Annotated in this window: 21 protein-coding genes; 13 read left to right on the plus strand and 8 right to left on the minus strand. The window is 63.2% G+C overall.

All coding sequences use genetic code 11. The annotated features are described in order from the left end of the window. The first annotated feature begins 54 nt into the window (after positions 1–54). Together motA and motB are read left to right on the plus strand one after the other, a co-directional pair. Positions 55–942 carry a flagellar motor stator protein MotA gene (motA, locus tag RW095_RS11935; protein ID WP_128586029.1) on the plus strand — a complete coding sequence of 296 codons (888 nt, stop codon included), beginning with the start codon at positions 55–57 and terminating at the stop codon, positions 940–942. Continuing rightward, positions 939–1925 carry a flagellar motor protein MotB gene (gene motB, locus RW095_RS11940; RefSeq protein ID WP_317019233.1) on the plus strand — a complete coding sequence of 329 codons (987 nt, stop codon included), beginning with the start codon at positions 939–941 and terminating at the stop codon, positions 1923–1925. Before motA ends, motB begins: the two co-directional genes overlap by 4 nt. A gap of 48 nt (positions 1926–1973) precedes the next feature. On the opposite strand, the gene RW095_RS11945 is transcribed toward motB, so the two are convergent. The 3 genes from RW095_RS11945 to RW095_RS11955 form a co-directional block, all read right to left on the minus strand. After that, entirely contained in the window at positions 1974–2783 is an 810-nt protein-coding gene (locus tag RW095_RS11945) for an exodeoxyribonuclease III (protein WP_317019234.1), read from the minus strand. A 23-nt stretch (positions 2784–2806) separates the two neighbouring features. Beyond that, complete coding sequence (locus RW095_RS11950) at positions 2807–3049, minus strand: hypothetical protein (protein WP_128597636.1); 243 nt, start codon at positions 3047–3049, stop codon at positions 2807–2809. 132 nt (positions 3050–3181) lie between these two features. Beyond that, positions 3182–5275: a D-(-)-3-hydroxybutyrate oligomer hydrolase gene (locus RW095_RS11955; protein ID WP_317019235.1), complete on the minus strand. Its 2094-nt coding sequence runs from the start codon at positions 5273–5275 to the stop codon at positions 3182–3184. A 156-nt stretch (positions 5276–5431) separates the two neighbouring features. On the opposite strand from RW095_RS11955, the gene RW095_RS11960 reads away from it, so the two are divergent. The 6 genes from RW095_RS11960 to RW095_RS11985 all read left to right on the plus strand — a co-directional run bounded on the left by RW095_RS11960 (position 5432) and on the right by RW095_RS11985 (position 11245). Further along, complete coding sequence (locus RW095_RS11960) at positions 5432–6166, plus strand: (2Fe-2S)-binding protein (RefSeq protein WP_317019236.1); 735 nt, start codon at positions 5432–5434, stop codon at positions 6164–6166. A 12-nt stretch (positions 6167–6178) separates the two neighbouring features. After that, positions 6179–7180: an FAD binding domain-containing protein gene (locus tag RW095_RS11965; RefSeq protein ID WP_317019237.1), complete on the plus strand. Its 1002-nt coding sequence runs from the start codon at positions 6179–6181 to the stop codon at positions 7178–7180. Beyond that, positions 7177–9399: a xanthine dehydrogenase family protein molybdopterin-binding subunit gene (locus RW095_RS11970; RefSeq protein ID WP_317019238.1), complete on the plus strand. Its 2223-nt coding sequence runs from the start codon at positions 7177–7179 to the stop codon at positions 9397–9399. Before RW095_RS11965 ends, RW095_RS11970 begins: the two co-directional genes overlap by 4 nt. 76 nt (positions 9400–9475) lie before the next feature. Beyond that, complete coding sequence (locus tag RW095_RS11975) at positions 9476–10066, plus strand: nucleotidyltransferase family protein (protein ID WP_317019239.1); 591 nt, start codon at positions 9476–9478, stop codon at positions 10064–10066. Positions 10067–10278: 212 nt separating this feature from the next. Further along, positions 10279–10983: a PIG-L family deacetylase gene (locus RW095_RS11980; RefSeq protein WP_317019240.1), complete on the plus strand. Its 705-nt coding sequence runs from the start codon at positions 10279–10281 to the stop codon at positions 10981–10983. 109 nt (positions 10984–11092) lie between these two features. Continuing rightward, positions 11093–11245, plus strand: a complete 153-nt coding sequence (locus tag RW095_RS11985; protein WP_164701897.1) for a hypothetical protein — start codon at positions 11093–11095, stop codon at positions 11243–11245. 71 nt (positions 11246–11316) lie between these two features. Here RW095_RS11985 and RW095_RS11990 read toward each other — a convergent pair whose 3' ends face one another. The 3 genes from RW095_RS11990 to aepX are packed head-to-tail and all read right to left on the minus strand — an operon-like array spanning position 11317 to position 15310. After that, positions 11317–12384 (minus strand): 2-aminoethylphosphonate aminotransferase, encoded by a 1068-nt coding sequence (locus RW095_RS11990; RefSeq protein ID WP_317019241.1) that lies wholly within the window; start codon positions 12382–12384, stop codon positions 11317–11319. Positions 12385–12407: 23 nt separating this feature from the next. Further along, complete coding sequence (aepY, locus tag RW095_RS11995) at positions 12408–13589, minus strand: phosphonopyruvate decarboxylase (RefSeq protein WP_317019242.1); 1182 nt, start codon at positions 13587–13589, stop codon at positions 12408–12410. Continuing rightward, on the minus strand, positions 13586–15310 hold the full coding sequence (aepX, locus tag RW095_RS12000) for a phosphoenolpyruvate mutase (RefSeq protein WP_317019243.1): 1725 nt from the start codon (positions 15308–15310) through the stop codon (positions 13586–13588). Before aepX ends, aepY begins: the two co-directional genes overlap by 4 nt. A 561-nt stretch (positions 15311–15871) precedes the next feature. Here aepX and RW095_RS12005 point away from each other — a divergent pair. The 4 genes from RW095_RS12005 to RW095_RS12020 all read left to right on the plus strand — a co-directional run bounded on the left by RW095_RS12005 (position 15872) and on the right by RW095_RS12020 (position 19926). After that, positions 15872–17413: a methyl-accepting chemotaxis protein gene (locus RW095_RS12005; protein WP_317019244.1), complete on the plus strand. Its 1542-nt coding sequence runs from the start codon at positions 15872–15874 to the stop codon at positions 17411–17413. A gap of 243 nt (positions 17414–17656) precedes the next feature. Beyond that, complete coding sequence (locus RW095_RS12010; RefSeq protein WP_317019245.1) at positions 17657–19393, plus strand: peptidoglycan D,D-transpeptidase FtsI family protein; 1737 nt, start codon at positions 17657–17659, stop codon at positions 19391–19393. A gap of 22 nt (positions 19394–19415) precedes the next feature. Beyond that, entirely contained in the window at positions 19416–19538 is a 123-nt protein-coding gene (locus RW095_RS12015) for a hypothetical protein (RefSeq protein ID WP_317019246.1), read from the plus strand. A 130-nt stretch (positions 19539–19668) separates the two neighbouring features. Further along, a complete protein-coding gene (locus RW095_RS12020) occupies positions 19669–19926 on the plus strand; it encodes a DUF2866 domain-containing protein (RefSeq protein WP_128587118.1) in 258 nt (85 codons plus the stop codon). Here the strand turns inward: RW095_RS12020 and RW095_RS12025 are convergent. Both RW095_RS12025 and RW095_RS12030 read right to left on the minus strand, forming a co-directional pair. Next, positions 19908–20540, minus strand: a complete 633-nt coding sequence (locus tag RW095_RS12025; protein ID WP_317019247.1) for a 2-hydroxychromene-2-carboxylate isomerase — start codon at positions 20538–20540, stop codon at positions 19908–19910. The genes RW095_RS12020 and RW095_RS12025 overlap by 19 nt on opposite strands. 136 nt (positions 20541–20676) lie before the next feature. Next, the gene (locus tag RW095_RS12030; RefSeq protein ID WP_317019248.1) at positions 20677–21303 is read right to left on the minus strand and encodes a LysE family translocator; all 627 of its coding nucleotides are present in this window, start codon (positions 21301–21303) and stop codon (positions 20677–20679) included. A 289-nt stretch (positions 21304–21592) separates the two neighbouring features. Here RW095_RS12030 and RW095_RS12035 point away from each other — a divergent pair, with 289 nt between their 5' ends. Continuing rightward, positions 21593–22174: an IMPACT family protein gene (locus tag RW095_RS12035; RefSeq protein WP_317019829.1), complete on the plus strand. Its 582-nt coding sequence runs from the start codon at positions 21593–21595 to the stop codon at positions 22172–22174. The last annotated feature ends 183 nt before the right edge of the window (positions 22175–22357 follow it).

The raw sequence follows: 22357 nt of genomic DNA on the forward strand, positions 1-22357 counted from the left end.
CTTTGACCAAGGGTCATTCCCACGACGTGCGGCGCGCAAGATAATGGAGAAAGTATGTTTGTTGCGATTGGCTGGCTGTTGGTGATCGGCTCCGTCATCGGGAGCTTTATTGGCGTGGGCGGCCATTTACCGGCGCTCCTTCAACCGTTCGAATTGCTGTGCATTTTCGGCGCGGCAATCGGCGCGTTCGTAGTAAGCAATCCGACTTCGACGCTGAAGAAAACCCTCAAGGCGATTCCTTCATGCTTCAAGGGCGGCGGCTACACGAAAGAAAAATATCTGGAACTGATCGCGCTGCTTTACGAGCTGCTTCAGAAGGCACGCAAGGAAGGCATGATGTCGCTCGAAGCCGACGTCTTCGCGCCGGAAGAAAGCGTGATTTTCCAGAAGTATCCGCACGTTCTCGCCGATCATCATCTGCTGGATTTTATCGTCGACTATTTGCGCATGATGTCGGGCGGCAACGTCAACGTGCTCGAAGTGCAGGACCTGATGGATGAAGAGCTGGCCACGCATCACGCGGAAGCGTCGGTGGCAGCCAATGCAATTCAGAAGATGGCCGACGGCCTGCCCGCATTCGGCATCGTCGCCGCCGTGATGGGCGTGGTTCACACCATGGGCTCGGTCGGCGCGCCGCCCGCCGTGCTCGGCGAGATGATCGCGGGTGCACTGGTCGGCACGTTCCTCGGCATTCTGCTCGCGTATGGCTTTATCGGCCCGCTCGCCGATCTGCTGACCGCAAAGGGCCGTGCCGAAGCGAAGCCGTTCCAATGCGTGAAGGCGGTGCTGCTCGCCTCGCTGTCGGGCTATGCGCCGCCCATCGCGGTGGAGTTCGGCCGCAAGGTGCTGTTCACCGCCGATCGCCCGAGCTTCCAGGAACTCGACGACGCCGTGCGCGCGACCAAATCGCCGAAGCCGGCCACCGAGGGAGCCGCATCATGACGCAAAGAAGGTCACGCGGCTCGCAGGACGAAGGGCCGCCGCCGATCATCGTGCGCCGCTCGAAAAAAGGCGGCGACCACGCTGCGCATCATGGCGGCGCGTGGAAGATCGCGTATGCCGACTTCGTCACTGCGATGATGGCGTTCTTCCTGCTGATGTGGCTGCTCGGCTCGACGTCGAAGTTCGACAAGCAAGGCATCGAGGATTACTTCAACACGCCGTTATCCAGTCTGTTCGGCGGCAGTCAAGGCACGGCCTCCGCACGGCCGAGCGTCGTGCAAGGCGGCGGCCGCGACATCTCGGACACACGCCCCGGCGACGGCAAGAAGACCCAGATCGAACCGGCCACACCTGTGAACGTGGTGCCGACCGTCGCGCCCGCGGACACGGCCCGCTTGCAGCAACTGAAAGAGAAGCTGGTCTCGTTGATCGAACAGAGTCCTGCGTTGAAAGCCTTCAAGGACCAGATCCGCATTTCGATTACGAACGAAGGACTGCGCATCGAGATCGTCGATTCACAGAATCGCCCGATGTTCGCATCGGGCAGTCCAAGGCTGCAGACCTACGCGGTCGCGATACTCACGCAAATCGGCGCGGCTCTCAACGACGTCGAGAACCGCATTTCAATCGCGGGGCACACCGATGCCGTGGCGTACACAGGCGGACCTGTCGGCTATTCGAACTGGGAGCTGTCGTCCGAGCGCGCCAATGCCGCGCGGCGCGCGCTGGTTGCCGGCGGCATGCACGCCGAAAAGCTGTTGCAGGTGCGCGGTCTTGCGGATGTACTGCCGCTCAACAGCAATGTCGTCGACGAACCGACCAATCGCCGTATCAGCATTCTCGTGATGAACAAGGCCGCGGAGCAGGCGTTCTTCCACGACGGCGGACGTACTTCGATCGATGAAAGCGTGCCTGCCAGCTCGGCTATCCCGGCTGTCGCGGCACGCATGCATCCGGCGCCGGGCTCGACGATAGTTCGCTAGCGCTTGCCCGCGCATTGCTGCACCACTGCCAGTCGCAACACGCGTGCTTCAGCCACGCGTCTTGCGACGCGCCGCGCCCATGTCCAACTCGACCCATGTGGGCGCATGATCGCTTGCGTGCGGCTCGCCGCGCACCCAGCGGTCCACGCCCGCGTCGCGCAAGCGAGGCGCGAGGTCCGGGCTCAGCAGAATATGGTCGATGCGCAAGCCGGAGTTGGTGTCCCAATGACGGCGGAAATAATCCCAGAAGGTGTAGACCCGCTCCTCGCCGAAATGCGAGCGCAGCGAGTCCGTCCATCCCTGCGCGAGTAGACGCCGGTAGCGTTCGCGGGTCTCGGGCTGCAGCAGCGCGTCTTTCAGCCATGAGCGCGGGTTGTAGATATCTTCGTCGGTAGGCACGACGTTGAAGTCGCCGGCCAGCACGACCGGATGTCCGCTCCTGAGCAGCTTCGCCGTATGGTCAATCAGATGGTCGAACCACTTGAGCTTGTACTCGAACTTCGGACCAGGCTGCGGATTGCCGTTGGGCAGATACAGGCAGCACACCAGCACCCCGTCGACGGCCGCTTCCAGATAGCGGCTATGCGTGTCGTCCTCGAAACCCGGCAAGCCCCGGCGGCTTTCGAGCGGCGGCTCGCCTTTGGATAAAATCGCCACGCCGTTCCACGCGCTCTGGCCATGCCAGATGGCGTGGTAGCCCGCTTCGCGCAATGCGTCGGCGGGAAACGCGCTATCGGCGGCCTTCAGCTCCTGCAGGCACACAATGTCCGGCGCTTCGCGCTCGAGCCATTGCAGCAGCGCGGCCTGGCGCGAACGGATTCCGTTGATGTTGAATGTCGCAATGCGCAGCCTCGCCACGGCGGTTCCTCCTGCAAAGCAAGTTATTTCGACCCCGTTCCCGACACTGCTTCGGCAGCCTCATCGCACCATTCGATCGCCCACGACCTCGCACAGGCGATCGCATCGGCTTCGTTCGAGAAGGCGTCGATGTCGCCGGAATCGTGCGACCGGAAATGCTCATTTTTCCGCGGTATGCGAGTGATTCTGGCCCGCGCGTAGTAGACGCCTTCGTCGGCGTGACGTGCGCGGCAGTCGATGTGAAAATGCTTGTAGTCGAACTGCATCGGTTGTCCTCTGAACGCGCTTGATCCAGAACATGGGTAGCATTGTTCATACCCGCCCCTCGCATTCGACGCAGCGGCCACGCGCGCGATCAGGCACCGCGCGCGTGGTCCGCTATCGGGCACTCACCCGCATCAGTTCGGCACGTTCAGCGCCCCGTTCGACACGGTGATGGCATTGCCGCCGGGATTCGTCGCAATCGCCGGCAAGTTAGCGACGCTCAATGGCAGCGCAGCGCCCGGTGCGCCGCCGCGCGGCACCGTATGAACCACTTGCGACGGCGGCAACGGCGTACCGCTCTTCAGATGACTCCACATCAGATTGAGCGCCTGAATGTTGTAGTAATGCAGCGGCACGAAGCGCGTGTCGAAGCCCGCCACGCTGAGGAACGCGTCGAAGTGTTGGCCGTTCGTGATCTCGTAGAACGAGAGCTTGCTCGCACCGCCCTCCAGAAGCTGGTTCGTTGCAACATAGGGCCGCGAAGCGTGATTGATCGGCACTAATGCATCGGCCCTGCCTTGCACGATGATGGTCGGCTTGCCATGCAGATTCGCATTCACCTTGATCGCTTCAACGCTCGTTGTGAGCCCACCGTTGGTCCACAGCGTGCGCAGGCAGGCTGCGCCCGTATAGCTTGCGTCGACCGTTGCGAGCCGGTGGTCGAATGCGCCCGCCGTGCCCGCGTTATAGACGAGGTTGATACCGTTGGTGGGCGGCACACCGTTGCCATTGCCGAACACGGTGGGCATCGGCGAGACGGCAGGCGTCACGCCCGCCGCGCCGGTCGAATTCGTCGTGCCGAAGCTGAAGTTGCACAGGTTGGCGCTCACGCTCGCCCTGGCATAAGCGTTTGCGTAAGTCACGGCGACAGCGGGCACCGCTTGCGAATCCCACATCGGCGCATGGAGCAGGTCGGAGTCGGTCTCGTAGCCGTTCTGATGCAACAGCGCAAGCGCATTGGTCGCCTGGGTGACGGTGTCCGTTCCCGCGATCACACCGTTAGCCGCGAGAGTCGCGCATCGCGCAGTGCGAATCGCGGTGGTCGTGGCAAGCGGCAGCGCCGTCAGATACGGCGCGCCGGTTGCGGCAGGCGCGAGCGCAGCGCAAGGCTCCAGCAGATTTGCGAGCGTCATGTAATCCGCGAGCGGCTTGCCGAATGCGCCGACGGGCACACCGCCCTGAGACACCGACACTTGCGAGGGCACGCGCACGTTGATCTGCGGCTCGCCGACCACCACCGCGGTAATGAGGCCGGAGGTATCCTGCTCGGCGGCGGCGAGCGACGCGCCGCCGCCATTGCTCACCGATGCCGCGATCGTCGTGATGCTGCCAGGCTTATAGCGTACAGTGCGCGTCGAGCCGTTCAACGTTCCATACGAATCGTTGAGCGCCCAATACGCGAATTGGATCGCTTGCAACGTGTTCTTGCCCCAGTCCTGCTCCGGGTTCTGCTGCGAATGTGCATGCTTGAACGCGTAGCGGTTGGGGAACTGGCTGTTGTAGGTACCGAGATTCGTGTTGCCCAGGTTGGCCGTGAAGAGGCTCGCGTTGCCCGCGGCGCTCGCGTCCTGCAAGGTGCCGTCGATCAGCGTCACGCGATTCGTCGACAGTTCGTGGGCGCCGTTGCCCGAGCCTTTGTCCGTGTATGCAACTGCGCAGCCGCGCTTGAGACCCCACTCGCCGGCCGCGGAGATCGCGCCATACACGCCGCGAGAACCCGATGACGTTGCCGTGACGATGCACGGTTGATCCGCATTGAAGCTCGCCGGAATTTGCACGAGTACGCTGACGTTCTGCTTACCGCTGCCGTCGTCCGCGAAAGCCAGATATTCCTTGCCCGCTATCTTGCCTTCGCCCAACGTGTCATTGCCGTTCACATCGACATTGGGGCCCCAGAAGCGCCCATAGCCGCCATTGCTCGTCATGTCGACGAGCGCGCGATAGTTCGACCAGATCGCGAGTCGACGCAGCTCCGCGGCTGTCGGTTGCGCGGCGTTGGCAATCGCAGGGGCAGTGGCTGCCGCGAGGCCGGTTTTACCGAGTCCCGCCGTGAGCAGGTCGTCACTATTGCCGTCATATGACTGCGTCTTGACGGTGCCCGCGATGAAGCTGGGCAGAACGTTGGCTTGCGGCGGCGGCCCGTCGTCGCCGCCGTGGCAGGCGCTCACGCCGAGAGCGACGACGATTGCAATGGAAAGCGCGGGCCCGACTCCAATGGGTGATCTCATCTGTGCTGTCTCCGTTATTTCCACAATACCGTTTTGTGTCAGCGTTGTTCACGTAACTGCGCCGGATTTGTTACCCTCGGTTGTTGGACCGCGAAGCTTCGGATACCGACGCGTCGTCAGCCTGCATTGACCTTTCAGCGGAGTCAATAGAACGTTATGGCAACAGATAACGAATGTCATGATCCGGGTGACGAAGCCGCCGCCTTGCATCAACCTTCGCGTCGCCGGTTTCTACAATCGGCTGCGGCAGCGGCGACTGTCGGTGCGGCACCGAACCTTCGCGCACAAGCGCAAACCCCTGTTGCGCCACCCGTGCAGACTCCCGCCCCCGTGCCGCCACGCCCCGTCGAATTGAATGTCAACGGCCGCGCCTATACGTTGCAGCTCGAACCGCGCGTGACTTTGCTCGATGCATTGCGCGAGTACGCCGGCCTGATGGGCACGAAGAAAGGCTGTGACCGCGGACAATGCGGCGCATGCACGGTGATCGCCAACGGACGCCGCATCAATTCATGCCTGACTCTCGCCGTGATGCACGAAGGCGAGACCATCACCACGGTCGAAGGGCTTGCGAGCAATGGCGCATTGAGCCCGCTACAACGCGCGTTCATCGAACACGATGCGTTTCAGTGCGGCTACTGCACGCCGGGGCAGTTATGCTCGGCGACCGCTTTGCTCCAGGAGTATCGGAATGGCACGGCGAGCGTCGTGACTGCCGATGTGCGCAAACGTCCCGCCAAACTTTCCGACGACGAGATTCGCGAACGCATGAGCGGCAACCTTTGCCGCTGCGGCGCCTATGCAAATATCGTTGCCGCGATACGGGCGGCGCATGAAGGCAGTGGCCAGGACGCCAACGCGGCCGGCGCACACAGCCACGACAACGCGTAACGGAGCGACGGCATGGATGCGATTACCTACGAACGCGCCGCCGATGTCGCCGGCGCAGTGCGTGCCGTGCAACAACCGGGCGCGGTGTTTATCGGCGGCGGCACGAATCTGCTCGATCTGATGAAGGGCGGTGTCGAGCGGCCGGTGCGGCTTATCGACATCACGCACATCGGCGGACTCGACGGCGTGACAACGCTGCCCGACGGCGGCATTCGCATCGGCGCACTAGTGCGCAATAGCGACGCCGCGAACCATGCGTTGGTGCGCGAACAGTATCCGTTGTTATCGCAAGCGTTTTTGTCGGGCGCGTCGGCGCAATTGCGCAATATGGCGACGGTCGGCGGGAATCTGCTGCAACGTACCCGCTGCGCATACTTCTACGACACCGCTTTTTCCCAGTGCAACAAGCGCGTATTGGGCAGCGGCTGCGCGGCGCTCGAAGGGCATAACCGCATGCACGCGATTCTCGGCGCGAGCCCGCAGTGCGTCGCGGTGAACCCCTCGGACATGAGCGTGGCGCTCGCCGCGCTCGAAGCGGTGGTTCGCGTGAGTGGCCCAGCCGGTGAGCGAAGCATTCCGTTCGCCGAATTTCACCGGCTTCCGGGCGACAGGCCCGATGTCGACACCACGCTGCGTCCCGGCGAACTGATTACCGCGATCGATCTGCCGCCACCGCTTTTCAGCGCGCATTCGCACTACCTGAAAGTGCGTGACCGTGCCAGTTACGCATTCGCCCTGGTCTCGGTGGCGGCTGCATTGCAAATGGACGGCGAGCGCGTGCAGACCGCGCGCATTGCGTTGGGCGGCGTCGCGCACAAACCGTGGCGCGCCAGCGCAGCGGAACAGATGCTCAACGGACAGCCGCTGACGCAAGCCGCGCTGAACAACGCCGCTGCCGCCGCATTGCGCGATGCCCGGCCGCTCGCCGACAACCGCTTCAAGGTGCAGCTCGCGCAACGCGCGATCGTGCGCGCAGTGAATCAGGCCGCCGGCCGCACGGGAGGTGTCGCATGACTCTGATCGGTCAACCGTTCGACCGCACCGACGGTCTGCTCAAAGTAACCGGCGAAGCACGCTATGCCGCGGAATTTCCCGAAGCGCGTCTTGCCCATGCGGTGCTGGTGACGAGCACGATTGCACGCGGCACGATAGTGTCGATCGATGCAAGCCGCGCGCAGGCCGTCCCCGGCGTGCTGCTCGTCATGACGCATCAGAACGCGCCGCGTCTGCCGAACGGCGGCAAGGCGCAACTGGCGCCGCCTGCGGGGCGTCGACTGTCGCTGCTACAGGACAACGAAGTGCACTACAACAACGAGCCGGTGGCGGTAGTCGTCGCCGATACGCTCGAACATGCGACCGACGCCGCGCGCCGGTTGCGCATCACGTATCGAAGCATGCCGGCCACGCTCGACTTCGCACAGGCGAAGGCAAACGCACATGCGCCGGACAAACCGCAAGGGCGTCAAACGGATACGCAGCGTGGCAGCTTCGAAGACGGCATGCAGAACAGCGCGGTGCATATCGACGCAACGTATACGACGCCCATCGAGCATCACAATCCGATGGAGCCACACGCGACAATGGCGCGCTGGGACGGCCCGCACCTCACGCTCTACGATTCGACCCAGGGCGTGAGCGGCGAAGCGCAGGCGGTGGCCCGAACGCTCGGCATTTCGCCCGGCGACGTACGCGTGATCTCGCCGTTCGTCGGCGGCGGGTTTGGTTGCAAGGGCTCGTCGTGGTCGCATGTGTCGTTGTGCGCGATGGCCGCGAAACAGACGGGGCGTCCGGTGCGGCTCGTGCTCGAGCGGCCGCAAATGTTCGGTCCGGTCGGCGCACGTCCGCGCACCGAACAGCGCCTCGTGCTGGCCGCGCGGCGCGACGGCACGCTGAGCGCAATGCGTCACGACAGCATCTCGAACACGTCGACGATCGAAGACTGGACCGAGACCTGCTGCATGGTCACGCGTATGTTGTACGCGGTGCCGAACCAGGTGACCACGCACCGGCTCGTGCCGCTCAACGTCGGCACGCCGACCTTCATGCGCGCGCCGGGCGAGACGACCGGCTCGTTCGCGCTGGAATCCGCAATGGACGAGCTCGCGGTCGCCCTCAAGATGGACCCACTCGCGTTGCGCCTGAAGAACTACGCGGAAGCCGACCCGCAGGAAAACAAGCCCTGGTCGAGCAAGTCGTTGCGCGAGTGCTATCAGATCGGCGCAGAAAAATCCGGCTGGTCGCGGCGCAACCCCGCACCGCGTTCCATGCGTGACGGCAATACGCTAATCGGCATGGGCATGGCGACCGCGACCTACCCGGCCAATCGCAGCGAAGCCAGCGCCATCGCGCGGATTCTGCCCGACGGCACCGCGATGGTGGCCTCGGGCACGCAGGACATCGGCACTGGAACGTACACGGTGATGACCCAGGTCGCCGCCGATGCGCTCGGCTTCGCGCCGGAAAACATCCATTTTGCGCTCGGCGATTCGTCGCTGCCGAAGGCGCCGGTGTCGGGCGGCTCGCAATCGGCGGCGAGCGTTTCGCCGGCGGTGCGCGAAGCCGCGAACGAGGCGCGCGCGCGGCTGATCGCGCTGGCATTGGCGGACCCTGCGTCGCCCGTGCATGGCATCGCGCTCGACGACATCACCGTGGAGAACGGCTGGGTAACGAGCCGCTCGCAACCGGCGAAGCGCGATCCCGCGGCGGCGATCATCGCGCGCTCGGGCGGCAAACCGATCGAGGCGACGTCCACCGTCAAGCCGGGCGACGAGAAACAGAAGTACTCGTTTCACTCGTTTGGCGCGGTGTTCGTCGAAGTGCATGTGGATGCGGACCTCGGCACGATCCGCGTGCCGCGCGTGGTCGGCGTGTACGACGTGGGGCGCGTGCTCAACGAGAAGACCGCACGCAGCCAGATGCTCGGCGGCATTGTATGGGGCGTGGGCGCAGCGTTGCAGGAGGAAACCTCGCTGGATACGCGCTATGGGCGTTTCACGAATGCGAATCTCGCCGAATACCACGTGCCGGTGAATGCGGACATCGGCGCGCTCGATATTACGTTTCTCGACCGGCCGGACCCGTATATCAATTCGCTGGGTGTGCGCGGCATCGGCGAGATCGGCATTACGGGCGTGTGCGCCGCGCTTGCCAACGCGGTGTATCACGCAACCGGTGTGCGCGTGCGCGATCTTCCGATAACGCTGGATAAGGTGATGTCAACGACGCAAGCCTGAGCCGCTGCGCGGGCCGCTTGCCTCGCCGCGCGTTGCGCCGCACAATCGGTGGCATCTTACTCAACGGTGCCCGTTCATGGCTTACGCGTCGCTCGCCACTGGCATTTTGCTCGCGGCCGGGGTCGGCTCGCGCTTCGATCCGCACGGCGTGCAAAACAAGCTGCTCGCGCGCCTGCCCGACGGCACGCCGGTCGCGCAGGAAGCCGCGCACCGGCTGCTGAGGGTCGTGCCGCACGTGCTGGCCGTTGTGCGGCCGGGCGCCGAAGCGCTTGCGCGTCTTTTGAACGATGCGGGCTGCGACGTGGTGTTCGCGCCCGGCGCCGAACGCGGAATGGGCGCTAGCCTCGCTGCCGGTATTCAGGCGAGCGAGGATGCCGAGGGCTGGATCGTCGCGCTCGCGGACATGCCGCGCATCCAGATTGCGACGATCGAAGCGGTGGCGCGCGCGCTCGACGGCGGCGCGCCGATCGTGGCGCCGTATTACAACGGGCAGCGCGGGCATCCCGTGGGATTTGGCGCCGAACACCGCGACGCCCTGCTGTCACTCGACGGCGACAGCGGCGCGCGCACGTTGCTCGACTCACAACGCGTGATGAGGCTCGATGTCGACGACGCGGGAATCTTGCGCGATATCGACACGCCGGACGATTTGCGGGCTTTAAGCTGACCAGCAACTGAAAGCGCAAGAGCGTCAGGCATGGCGCTTGCGCGAACGCCATCAATAAACGCTAGCAATGCTCGATGCAATGGGAACTCTGAATTGACTGCGAATCAGCCGCGCAACTCGTTCCAATTCCGCCTAAGCTGATGTGACGCCGCGATTGTCACGCAACGTTGCGCCGCTCGCGCGGCGCACGTTTCGAAACCACCCGACTTTCCATGAGCGAAACCAGTCCGCGCCTTTTCATCGTGTCACCACATTTCGACGACGCCGTCTTCAGTTGCGGCGCATTGCTCGCCGCGCATCCCGACGCTGCGGTCTGTACGGTCTTTGCCGCGCCGCCCGAGCATGCGATGCATACCGAATGGGATGAAAAGTCGGGCTTCAGCAATGCCCGTGAGGCAATGCACGAGCGCACGCTGGAAGATAACCGCGCGCTTGAATTGCTGGATGCGATTCCGCTGCGCATGCCGTTTCGCGACAGTCAGTATTCCGACTCGCCGTCGATCAGCAAAATGGCAGCGGCGCTGGAGGAAACCATTTATCGAACCACGGCGAACACGTTGTTGATGCCGCTCGGCCTGTTTCACGACGACCACGTGCGCGTGTTCGAAGCCTGCTGCGAGATCCTGCCGCGCCTGTCGCATCTCGAATGGTTCGGCTACGAAGAAGCAATTCACCGGCGCACGCCGGGTGTCGTGCAGGCACGGCTTGCCGATCTCGCGCAGCGCGGCATCGTGGCGACGCCGGCCAATCCGAGCGCCGGACACACGATCGACGCACAGCGCCGCGGGCAGATCAAGCGCGAAGCAGTCAATGCGTATCAGAGCCAGTTGCGCGCGTTTGGCGCCGGCAACTACGAGGACGTCTTCGCCGCCGAGCGCTACTGGCACCTCACCGTGGGCCGTCGCGTGAAAAAGTGAAGACGATCAGCGCAGGAACTATGGCGGTCAAGCCTGACAAGAAGCGTCTACTCTTGAAGAGAAAGCGCGCCGACCCGCTATCGCAGAGTTTTCAACCACAGGTGATGCAATGAGCTACGACATGCATACAAGCCCGATCCCCGACCCTAACGCCGATCCGACGCGCGATCCGGAAGGCGATCCGTTGACGCCGCCATCGCCCGGTCATCACACCGAGGAGCCGCAGCGCCCGGAAGGACCGCCTGACAAAGACCCGGTGTGAGCTCGCAGCGGACCGCCCGCGACCGCTGGTTTGCTCGTCGCCACTCGTGGCGCGGCCGGCGCGCGCGGCGATCAGCTTATCAGTTCGGTAAAGCCCTGCAACAGCCGGTCGATGTCAGCGGCGTGAATATTGCCCATTGTCGAAATACGGAACAGCTCGGCTGACAGCCCGCCCTGTCCCGCATAGATGACAAAGCCGCGCGCCTTCAGCGCGTCGTGCAATTGCGGATACGTGACGCCGTTCGGCAGCCGGTACGCGCGCAACACCACCGACGATTCCGCCGGCGCCAACACGCTGCCGATGCCGCGCTCGGCCAGCCCCGCGCGCGCCTGTTCCGCGAGCGCAGCGTAACGCGCATGACGTGCGCGCCAGCCGCCTTCGTCGGCGATCTCGCGCAGTGCTTCGACGAGCGCGTAGTACGCATGAACCGACGGCGTGAACGGCGTGTTGCGCTGATCCTGCAAGCGCGCGAGCCGCCCCAGGTCGAGGTAGTACGTGCGGCTCGCCGCCTGCGCGAGCGCGGCGCGGCGCACCAGCACGAACGACGCGCCCGGCACGCCGTGCAAACATTTGTTGGCCGTCCCGGCGACCGCGTCGAGGCTCGTGTCGGCGAAATCGATCGCTTCGGCGCCGAAGCTGCTGACGCCGTCCACAAGCAAACTCAAGCCCCGCGAGCGGCACAACGCGCCCAACGCCGCGAGGTCGTTCAGGCGCCCCGTCGTCGTCTCGTGATGGATCACGGCAACATGCGTGAACGCTTTGTCCGCGTCGAGATGTTCGGCGATTTTCGCGAGGTCCGGCGCCTGCATCCAATCATGCTTGAGCGACTCGTGCGCGATGCCGTACTGCGCGGCGATCTGCGAAATGCGCTCGCCATACACGCCGTTTTCCACAACCAGCAGTTTGCCGTTTCGCGGCACCAGCGCGGCGGTCATGCTTTCGACAGCGGCCGTGCCGGAGCCCGTCATCAGCACCGCTTGCCACTCGCTTGCGTCGAGACCGTACAGGTCGACGAGACGCGTGCGCGCCTCTTCCTGCAAATCGAAAAACTCGCTTTCGCGATGGCACAGGTCCGTCTGCAACAGGCTGTTGCGAACGCGTTCGGTGAGCGTCACCGGACCGGGATTGAGCAGCAGCATGGGCGCTCCTTTTTACTTTGACTTCACGCGGCGCCGATGTGGCGCATCAGGCGCGTTTTCACATCGGGCGGAGTGATGGTGGGACGCGGCAAGCCGTCAGGCGTGCCGCGGCGAATCATGAGGCGCGCAAAGCGCGGGCCGTCGAGCGGAGCCGATTCGAACATCTGGTCGAGCACGGCCGGATCGTCGCTTTCGACCGCCGACGCATAGCCGCACGCCGCCGCCACGCCCGCAAACGAGACTTGCGACGACACCGTCGCCTGTCCCCCCGTCGAGTCGTGCGCGCCGTTGTCGAGCAGCACGTGCGTGAGATTGGACGGACCGTATGCGCCGAGCGTCGCAAACGCGCCCATTCGCATCAGCGCGGCGCCGTCGCCGTCGAGCGCGACGACATGCAGGTCCGGACGCGCCAGCGCGAGACCGAGCGCGAACGGCGTCACGCAGCCCATCGAGCCGACCATGTACAACTGATTCGGACGATCGTCGATTGCGTAAAGCTCGCGTCCGCAAAAACCGGTCGACGCCAGCACCACGGTCGATTCGATCGGCGTATGCGCGATCACCTTCTTCAGCGCGTCATGGCGCGACGCGAGTTCGCTCGCGGCTACGTTGGCGAACTGCGAACGCGCGGCCGCCGGCACACGGCGCGCGCTTGCGGCGCTGGCTTTCAGTTCGTACGGCGCGACGCTGCCCTTTTGCATGACGAGCGCGTACGGGCGGCCCGTTTCGTCCATATGGGCGATGGCGCGATCCAACGCAGGGCCGATCGCGTCGGCTTCCGTGGGGAAGGTCTCCCAGGGAATTTCCATCGTGTCGAGCATCGCGGGCGTGACGGGGCCCATCAACGCGTGCTGCGGTTCGTCGGCGACGCCCGGCTGGCCGCGCCACGTGACGATCAGCAATTGCGGCAAACGGAAGGTCCACGTGAGAGACGTCAGCGGGCTCACAGCGTTGCCGAGCCCGGAGTTCTGCATCATCGTGATGCCGCGGCGGCGCGTGCCTGCACCACGCGCATCATGCCCGCCAAGCGCGACACCGGCGATCAGCGCCACCGCATCGCCCTCATTCGCCGCCGACACGTAGTGCAGCGACTCGTCCTGCAACACGTAGTTGATGAACGGCGTCAGGTACGAGCACGGCACGCCCGCGTACCAGTCGAAGCCGCGTTCGCGCGCCGCCTCGACGAACTGTGCCGCCTCGATCATTGCGCGGCTCCGTTCGCGGCACCAGTTGCCGGAGTGTCGACCGACGCCGCGAGCGGCGTCTGGCCATGCGCGAAGTCGCCGGCGCGGCGGAAGTCTTCGAGATCGTTGACTCCGCGCCAGTGGCCGTGCACGTATTGCACCTCGATCGATTCACCGGCTTCGATCAGCGCGTTCAGCAACGCGGGCATGTCGAGCGACGCGAAATCGGCACGCGCCTGCAACTGCTGCATGACCGCCCGAAGACGCTCGCAGCCTTCGCCGCGCACGTTCAGGAGACCGACCCAGCGGCCATGCGGCGTTTGCGCCGCAATCTCCGACGACGCCCGCTGCCCGCTCGAGACGTGGCGCAAATGCACCTTGTTGCCGAAGAGACCGCGGTCGTCGGCCGCCGAGCACCATGCGAAGTCGCGCACGCTCGCATTTTCCGCATCGGTCAGCGACGAATCCACCACCACGCTGAACGCCGCCTCGCTCTCCACCAGATCGCGCAGGATATAGCTGCGGAACAGCAGATCGCCGTATGAGATCAGCGTGTCGCCTGCCAGTTTGTCGAGTGCGCAGGCGAGCGATGCGAGTTCGCCGGTTTCCGCATGCTTTTCGTTGACCACGAGTTTGATACCGGCCGTATCGATTGCATCGGCGCGATAACCGCCGACCACTGTGATGTCGTTGACGCCCTGCTTCTTGAACGCGTCGACGAGCCAGCGCAAGAGCGGCTTGCCGGCGATCGGCAGCATGACCTTCGGACGGTCCTGGGTGACAGCTTCGAGACCCTTGCCGCGGCTCGCCGCTAGCACGACAGCGGCGCTCGCCGCGCGGCCGCTCGACAGATAGCGGTCTTCTGCTTCCGAGTATTCATCGGCGTCCTGCAAGCGGAAAATTTCGTTGACGCCGGCAATGCGGTCTTCGACATTGACAAGCGTTTGGCTCGTGTGAATTTCTTGCGCGACCGCCTGCATTGCCGAGGTCGCCGCGCGAATCAGATGGTTCGCCCAGATCACCGTGCTGATGCCGGCTTCGCGAAACACTTCGGTCGGCGTGCTGTAGTACTTGGTGGGCACGATGACGAGCGGCCCACGGCCCGCCCACTCACGCGCGAACTCGAGAATTTCGTCGGGACGCGAGAGCTTGCTGTGAATCAGGATCGCGTCCGCGCCGGCGCGGCGGTAGGCTTCCGCGCGGCGCAGCGCCTCGTCCATGCCCCAACCTGCGATCAGCGCTTCCACGCGCGCCACAATCGAAAAATTCTCGTCCGACTGCGAGTCCTTGCCGGCCTTGATCTTGCCGCAGAATTCGTCCATATCGGCGAGCGGCTGCGCTTCGCCGTTGATGAAGCTATTCGTTTTCGGGAACTGCTTGTCTTCGATACATACGCCGGCAATGCCGCGCTGTTCCAGCTTGCGCACGAGGCGGCGCACGTTGTTGAAGTTGCCGTAGCCGGTATCGCCGTCGAGCAGAATCGGCAGATCGCTTGCGTCGGCCATGAATTCGAGGTTGTCGACCACTTGCGTCCAGCTTGCTTCGTTGTTGTCGCGGACGCCGAATTGCGCGGAAATCGCGAGGCCCGAGCCCCAGATCGCCTTGAAGCCGGCTTCGCGCACGATGCGGGCGGACAGGCCGTTATGGGCCTCCATCATGAATTCGAGTTCGTTGCTGACAAGCATCTGGCGCAGACGTGCGCTACGGGAAGCGGAGACGAAGGCGGGTTCGCGGGCATTCATTTTCTGTACTCCTTGTGGCGGGCTTATTGGCGCTCTTTTTGCCCGGCTGGCGACTGGAAAATGGCGACTATAACGGAATTTTCATTTATTGGTCATTTAGACGCCTATGCTTTTCCGGCCTTGCTGTTAAGTGGAAAAATGTGTCGATTTCTGGTGAACCGCAGCCAGACGGCGTTTGGAGTTAAATGGCGTTTTGTGGAAACGTGACAGGAATCCGTGTCTGCGTGCGAACGGCCGTGAAACCTGCGGATTGCGGGCTTTAAAAACCGTTCGCGCAATCTATTAAGTGTATTTTCCAATGTGGACTCGGATTAACCGGAAAACCATCGATAAATATCACTCCAACATTCGTTGCTTACCACATTCAAATTCCATTGCATTTAAATAAATAACTGGGGTGTCTACCCGAAAGCAACGGAGGCCATTTGGTCAGACGAAACACCCGCCGACACAGCGGGTTTCCCCTGCCTCAGGAGAAAACTTATAGCTGCCGTAAACACAGTCAGCGAAAAGCAAACAGCCAATCCGATCGAACCCTTTGTGAAAGCACGACCCATTGCTATGACTTTGAACAAAAAACTGGCCTCAATGATCGCTATTCTGTGGTTCGGCCTGATCCTGATCGGCGCATTCGGTGCATGGCAAAACCGTGCGTCGATGACCGCCGACCGGCGCGATCAACTCAGGTCGCTGATCGATCAGGCGGATCACGTCGTGAGCCGTTACTACACGCTGGCGCAACAGCACGTCATGACCGAGGACGAAGCGAAGAAGCAGGCGCTCGCAACGATCGAGTCCATGCGCTACGGCAAGGACGGCTACATCTCGGTGAACGATTCCCAGCCGGTCATGCTGATGCATCCGTTCAAGAAAGAGATGGTCGGCAAGAACCTGGCGCAATTCACGGATCCGGCGGGCAACCATCTGTTCGTGGACATCGTCAACGCTGGCAATCGCGAAGGCGGCGGCTTTGTCGACTATCTGTGGGCGAAGCCCGGCAGCGAAAAGCCCGTGGCCAAGACGAGCTATGCGATGCACTTCCAGCCGTGGGACTGGTATCTCGTCACTGGCATGTACATGGACGACGTGCAGCGCGCGTTCTACTCAAGCCTCTTGCGCTGGCTCGCCATCACCGTCGCGCTCGGCGCTGTTGCTACGGTCATCATGCTGGTCGTGTTGCGCAGCATCCGCCGCTCGCTCGGCGGCGATCTGGAAGTAGCCGTCGAACACGCGCAACTGATGGCGCGCGGCAACCTCGCGACGCGAGTGCCGGTCAAGGACAACGACGCCGGCAGCCTGCTGCATGCGTTGCAGACCATGCAGGCCGGTCTCGTCGACACCGTTTCGCGCGTGCGTACCGGCACCGAAAACATCAACATCGGCGCGACCGAAATCGCCGCGGGTAACACCGATCTGTCGCAGCGCACCGAGGAACAGGCGGCCGCGCTCGTGCAGACGGCGTCGAGCATGGATCAGATGACGGTCAACGTGAAGCAGAACGCCGACAGCGCGCTGCAAGCCGCGCAACTTGCGGGTCAGGCCGCGGACGTCGCCACGCGCGGCAGCCGCGTCGTGGACGACGTGGTCCGTACGATGGGCGAGATCACGACAAGCTCGCGGCAGATCGGCGACATCATCGGCGTGATCGACGGCATCGCGTTTCAGACCAACATTCTGGCGTTGAACGCGGCCGTCGAGGCGGCCCGCGCGGGCGAACAGGGCCGCGGCTTCGCAGTGGTCGCCGCCGAAGTGCGCAGCCTCGCGCAACGCTCGGCCACGGCCGCCAAGGAGATCAAGGCGCTGATCGAGACGTCGACGAATACCGTGGAAGCGGGCGCATCGCTCGTGTCCAACGCGGGTTCGACGATGGGCGAAATCGTGCAATCGGTGCGTCGCGTGAATGAGATCCTTGAGGAAATCAGCAACGCGTCGCGCGAGCAGAGCGCGGGCATCGAGCAGGTGAATCGCGCAGTCGGCGAAATGGATCAGGTCACGCAGCAGAACGCGGCGCTCGTGGAAGAGGCCGCTGCCGCCGCGCACTCGCTGAAGGACCAGGTGGGCGTTCTGCGCGAAGCGATTTCCAGCTTTGCACTGCCGGCCTGACGATCACAAGCGTGACAAGCGCGAGAGAACGCGACGGGAAGCTACGAGAAACAACGGAAAACTAGACAACGCGACGGAAAGAAGGACTTGAATACGAGCCGCACGGATTTTCACATCCGCGCGGTTTTTTTCGCCTGTCGCGCGAGTTGACTTGCAGTAATCGCCCATAAAGATTACGTTCTCATTACAATGAGCCGCGCCGCCTTTGAGCGATGCAAGTCAATCCGCTGTTTATCCGCATCCATGATCCAGAAGAAAAAGTCTCAACCGCGCGATCCGTACGCGCCGGTCGCGAAGAACCAGTTGCTCGTTGCGCGCCTCCCAACGTGGCGCTCGAAGTTCATCGTCGTGCTGGTGTTCGGCGCGTTTGCCGCACTCGCCGGCCGCGCGTTCTGGGTTCAGGTGGTGAATCGCGACTTCTACGTCGATCAAGGGCAAAAGCGCTATCAACGCACGATCGAACTGGACGCAACGCGCGGCCGCATTGTCGACCGCAATGGCTCGATGCTCGCCGTCAGTCTCGCGACCTACGAGATCTGGGCGTCCCCGAAACTGCTCGACGAAGCCGCGTTGCCGCCGCTTTCGAAGCTGCTCGACCTGCCGCTGGCGGAACTGCGTCGTCGTTTGAGCGGCGACAAGACGTTTGTGCTGCTAAAGCGCCAGGTAGACGCGGATACCGCCGGTCATCTTTCGAAGCTCAGACTCGCGGGCATCACGCAAATTTCGGATTCCAAGCGTTTTTATCCGGAAGGCGAGTCGGCGGCGCACGTGGTCGGCTTTACGGACATCGAGGACAACGGTCAGGAAGGCGTCGAACTGGCGGCCAACGAGCAATTGCTCGGCGTGCCCGGCCATCGCGAAGTAATCCGTGACCGGCTCGGCCGCGTCGTGTCCGAGACGCGCCCGCTCGTACCAGCGCAAAACGGCGAGACCATCCATCTGACCATCGACCGGCGCATTCAGCAACTCGCATATGGGCAGTTGAAGGAAGCGATTGCCAGACATCGCGCGGAAGCCGGCAGCGTGGTAGTACTCGACGCGCGCAACGGCGAGATTCTCGCGCTCGCCAATTATCCGAGCTTCGACCCGAACGACCGCGCGCGTCTGACCGGCCGGCAACTGCGCAATCGCGCGGTGGTCGACACCTTCGAGCCGGGTTCGACGATCAAGCCGGTGGTCGTCGCGCTTTCCATCGACGAAGGCAAGGTGCGGCCGCAAAGCGTCATCGACACGGCGCCGGGCTGGTACAAGATCGGTCCCGCAGTGATCCACGACACGTCGAATCATGGCGCGATGACCGTCGCGGAAGCGGTGCAGAAGTCGAGCAACATTGCGCTCGCCAAGCTCGCGCTCAATTTGCCGGCCGAGAAAATCTGGGCGAAGTACCAGGAATACGGGCTCGGCTTGCGGCCCGATCTGACCTTTCCGGGCGTGGCATCCGGCAAGGTGCGTCCGTACAAACGGTGGCGCCCTGTCGAGCAGGCGACCATGGCATATGGCTACGGACTCTCCGCTTCGCTATTGCAGATCGCGCAGATTTACACCGCCTATGCCGGCGACGGAACAATGCACCGCGTGCGGTTGCTACGCGACAGCTCCGAGGGGGGCGGCAATGCCGCGGGCGCTTCTTCTCATACACGCCACGCGGTCACCACGCCGGGCACCGCACGCGCGATCCGCTCGATGCTGGAGATGGCCACAGGCGATGGCGGCACGGGGCGGGCCGCGACGGTGGAAGGCTACCGCGTGGGCGGCAAGACCGGGACTGCGCGCAAACAGGTCGGCGCGACTTACGCGAAGAATCGCTACCGCGCGCTCTTCGTCGGAATGGCGCCCATGAGCGACCCGAGGCTGATCGTCGCCGTGATGATCGACGACCCGGCCGGCAAGGCGTTCTATGGCGGTACTGTCGCCGGGCCGGTGTTCAGCGCGGTGACGGGCGGCGCACTGCAACTGCTCGGCGTGCCGCCGGATGCGTGACGCGTGACCTGGCGCGTAACGCGTGACTCGACCACGACGCGCACTCGCACTCGCACTCGCACTCGCACTCGCACTCGCACTCGCACTCGCGCTCGCACTCGCGCTCGCACTCGCGCAGGTTTGCGCAATCTTAAGTCTCGCTTAATACTTTGCTGCAACCATGTGCTCAACATCCCCTGTTGGGCCGCCAGATCACCGGCGGCGTTTTTTTGAGCGATGTTTGCCGACGCGCCAGGAAACAGGCTGCATGCCTGCGAAAAAAAAGAGGTCAAACCATGGTTGAGAACACGGTATTCGAGCATCTGCGCGCCATGCCTGACAACGAATGGGTCCGGCAGATTCACTCATGCAAGGTCTCTGACCCGCTGCAACCGCCTTGGGGACGTTCGTACCGGCTCGTCGAATGGACCATGAAGCACACGCCCGAAGCAAGCCGCCGCGTGGTGCCCGCCGAAAGTACACCGCTTGAGATCGCGCAGGCCGTCGTATCGCATGTGCCTGGCCGGCGCTTCTGTCAGCGCGGCGACGAATAGCAGAAGTCCAACGCGTCTTCTAGCCGGTCGTTGCCCCAGAACATTTCGTCGCCGACGAAGAAAGTAGGCGCGCCGAAAATGCCTTTCGACGCGGCAACTTCGGTCTGTTCACGCAGACGCAGCTTGTTCGCGTCGCTCTGCGCTTCGGCGATGATCTGTTGCGCGGGCAAACCGAGTTTCGCGAGCGCTTCGCTCACGACTTCAATCGAACCGATATCGCGGTCATGCGCGAAATTCTGCTGCATGATCTCGCGACAGTAAGCGGCGATCCATTCCCGCTGCGCGCCGAGCAGCGCTACGCGCAGCGCGAGTAGTGCGGCACGCGGAAAAACGCTCGGACGTGTCAACGCAATGCCGTATTTGCGGCACTGTCGTTCCATATCCTTCCACACGTAGGCGCCCTTCTCCTTTTGCAGCACGAACGGAGAATTGTCGAAACCGAGCGCGCGAAAGATCGGCCCTAGCAGAAACGGTCGCCAATCAATGCTCACGCCTCGCGCCGCGGCCTCTGCCTCGATGCGCATGACGCTCAGGTAGCTATAGTTGCTGCCGAAATCGAACCAGAACTCGATCTGGCGTGCTGGCGTGGCTGCGGAAGCTGCGATGTGGTTCATCTCTTCTCTCGTGCAATGCAGGACAGTTGAACGGGAAAGCGTTGCCCATGACGAGAGTCTTCACCGTTCGCATAGATGGCAATAGGGCGCTTGCCAAGACAGCGTCGCACATCTAACGGTGGCGAGACGCGGGCGCTCAGCGCGTTTGCGTCGCCACGCGCAGTCCAAGCGAGATAAATAGCACACCGATGATCTTGTTCTGCCACCGGCGCAGCCACGTCAAGCGCTTGATGAGCTTACCGAGCGGGCGAATCGTCAACACGATCAGCGTGGTGTAAAGCGCGCTCATGCCGACGAAAATCAGCCCCAGCGTCGCGAACTGCAAAAACGCGGAGCCATGTTCGGGGTGAACGAATTGCGGAAGAAACGCGAGAAAGAAAAGCGCGGTCTTCGGGTTCAGCACTTCGGCGGGAATCGCCTGAAAGAACGCTTTCGATGCGGACACCGGCGCGCTTGCGGGCACATTCGCACTGGTCTGCTTTTCACGCAATGCCCGAATGCCCAGATAAACCAGATAAGCGGCGCCGATCCACTTGACCGCGTTGAACGCGAGCGCCGACGTCATCAGCAAGGCAGAAAGGCCAACGGCCGCGCCCAGCGTATGGATGAAGTCGCCCACTGCAATGCCGAGGCCGGTGAATATGCCCGCCTTGCGTCCTCCGTGAACCGTGCGTGTCAAAACCAGCAGCACGGCGGGCCCGGGAATCAGAAAGAGGCCGAGTACAACGGCAATGAAAGTCCCTAACGCGGATAACTCGAGCATGTCGTCTCCAGGTTGTGTGCGCCCGTCCAATCTAAGCGGACTGTTCGGATAGTGTACTTGCGCCGCACGTACCGCGCTTACCGGCGCGATATCCTGCTACGTCCGCGTCTTTCGGCGCGGATCGCTGAACAGATCCGATCGCCTCGTGCCGCGATACTGCGCGGCGACTTCACCTTGCGCAGGTTCTCGCGCATTCGCGGCTAACATTGCAAACTAGCTATGATTCGAGTCTCGGGCTTCAACTGGCTCACGAGTTCTCTTGATTATCGCTATTGATCGGAATCACCAGGTGACTTACACGCTGTCCACGCGGCACATCCACGAACTCGAGATTCGCAAGAGCCGGTTCATTGCGCACGCCGTGCCGGTCGAGGATCGCGACGCCGCGATGGACGAATTGCGCCGTCTGCGCTACGAGCACCCCACCGCAACGCACGTGTGCTGGGCGCTGCTGGCAGGCGGCCAGTCCGGCATGTCCGACGACGGCGAGCCGTCCGGCACCGCTGGCCGGCCAATTCTCGAAGTGCTGCGGCATCACGATCTGGACGGCGTGCTGGGTGCCGTCGTCCGATATTTCGGCGGCGTGAAACTCGGCGCGGGCGGCCTCGTGCGCGCATACACCGACGCGATCGCTTCGGCGCTGCTGGACGCGCCGCGGGTCGAACGGATCGCTCTGGGGTCGCTGACCGTCGAAGTCGGTTACGCCGACGAAGCCAAAGTGCGGCGATGGATCGAAGCCCAAGGCTACGCACTCGCCGATACCGCGCACGCAATGCTCGTGAAGATGACCATCCGCTTGCCGGTCAACACGATCGACGACGCAAAGCGCACGCTGGTCGATATGACGCAGGGCAAAGCCGGTTTCTTCTGACGGCGGCGCCCCGGCGCATTTTATTTAGAAGATGGCTTGCAGGTGACCACTGTTACCATGCTGTTCTCCAACGGCATGTCTCACCACTAAAAGGGCCACTCCTCTGATCTCGACCGCCGCTTGTTCCAGCACAGCGCCCGAATCGGCGCGGCATGGTTCGCTTTCGCGTCATCTGGCGCGCCC

This window comes from Paraburkholderia kirstenboschensis, from assembly GCF_032806925.1.
GTDB classification, from domain to species: Bacteria; Pseudomonadota; Gammaproteobacteria; order Burkholderiales; family Burkholderiaceae; genus Paraburkholderia; species Paraburkholderia kirstenboschensis.

Bases quoted from the DNA above. Each gene is read 5' to 3' on its own strand.
- RW095_RS11955 (WP_317019235.1), bottom strand. From the start codon at position 5,275: ATGAGATCACCCATTGGAGTCGGGCCCGCGCTTTCCATTGCAATCGTC.
- motB (WP_317019233.1), top strand. From the start codon at position 939: ATGACGCAAAGAAGGTCACGCGGCTCGCAGGACGAAGGGCCGCCGCCG.
- RW095_RS12020 (WP_128587118.1), top strand. From the start codon at position 19,669: ATGGTTGAGAACACGGTATTCGAGCATCTGCGCGCCATGCCTGACAAC.
- RW095_RS11980 (WP_317019240.1), top strand. From the start codon at position 10,279: ATGAGCGAAACCAGTCCGCGCCTTTTCATCGTGTCACCACATTTCGAC.
- RW095_RS11950 (WP_128597636.1), bottom strand. From the start codon at position 3,049: ATGCAGTTCGACTACAAGCATTTTCACATCGACTGCCGCGCACGTCAC.
- RW095_RS11975 (WP_317019239.1), top strand. From the start codon at position 9,476: ATGGCTTACGCGTCGCTCGCCACTGGCATTTTGCTCGCGGCCGGGGTC.
- RW095_RS11970 (WP_317019238.1), top strand. From the start codon at position 7,177: ATGACTCTGATCGGTCAACCGTTCGACCGCACCGACGGTCTGCTCAAA.
- RW095_RS11960 (WP_317019236.1), top strand. From the start codon at position 5,432: ATGGCAACAGATAACGAATGTCATGATCCGGGTGACGAAGCCGCCGCC.
- RW095_RS12030 (WP_317019248.1), bottom strand. From the start codon at position 21,303: ATGCTCGAGTTATCCGCGTTAGGGACTTTCATTGCCGTTGTACTCGGC.
- RW095_RS11990 (WP_317019241.1), bottom strand. From the start codon at position 12,384: ATGCTGCTGCTCAATCCCGGTCCGGTGACGCTCACCGAACGCGTTCGC.
- motA (WP_128586029.1), top strand. From the start codon at position 55: ATGTTTGTTGCGATTGGCTGGCTGTTGGTGATCGGCTCCGTCATCGGG.
- RW095_RS11985 (WP_164701897.1), top strand. From the start codon at position 11,093: ATGAGCTACGACATGCATACAAGCCCGATCCCCGACCCTAACGCCGAT.
- aepX (WP_317019243.1), bottom strand. From the start codon at position 15,310: ATGAATGCCCGCGAACCCGCCTTCGTCTCCGCTTCCCGTAGCGCACGT.
- aepY (WP_317019242.1), bottom strand. From the start codon at position 13,589: ATGATCGAGGCGGCACAGTTCGTCGAGGCGGCGCGCGAACGCGGCTTC.
- RW095_RS11965 (WP_317019237.1), top strand. From the start codon at position 6,179: ATGGATGCGATTACCTACGAACGCGCCGCCGATGTCGCCGGCGCAGTG.
- RW095_RS12025 (WP_317019247.1), bottom strand. From the start codon at position 20,540: ATGAACCACATCGCAGCTTCCGCAGCCACGCCAGCACGCCAGATCGAG.
- RW095_RS12010 (WP_317019245.1), top strand. From the start codon at position 17,657: ATGATCCAGAAGAAAAAGTCTCAACCGCGCGATCCGTACGCGCCGGTC.
- RW095_RS12005 (WP_317019244.1), top strand. From the start codon at position 15,872: ATGACTTTGAACAAAAAACTGGCCTCAATGATCGCTATTCTGTGGTTC.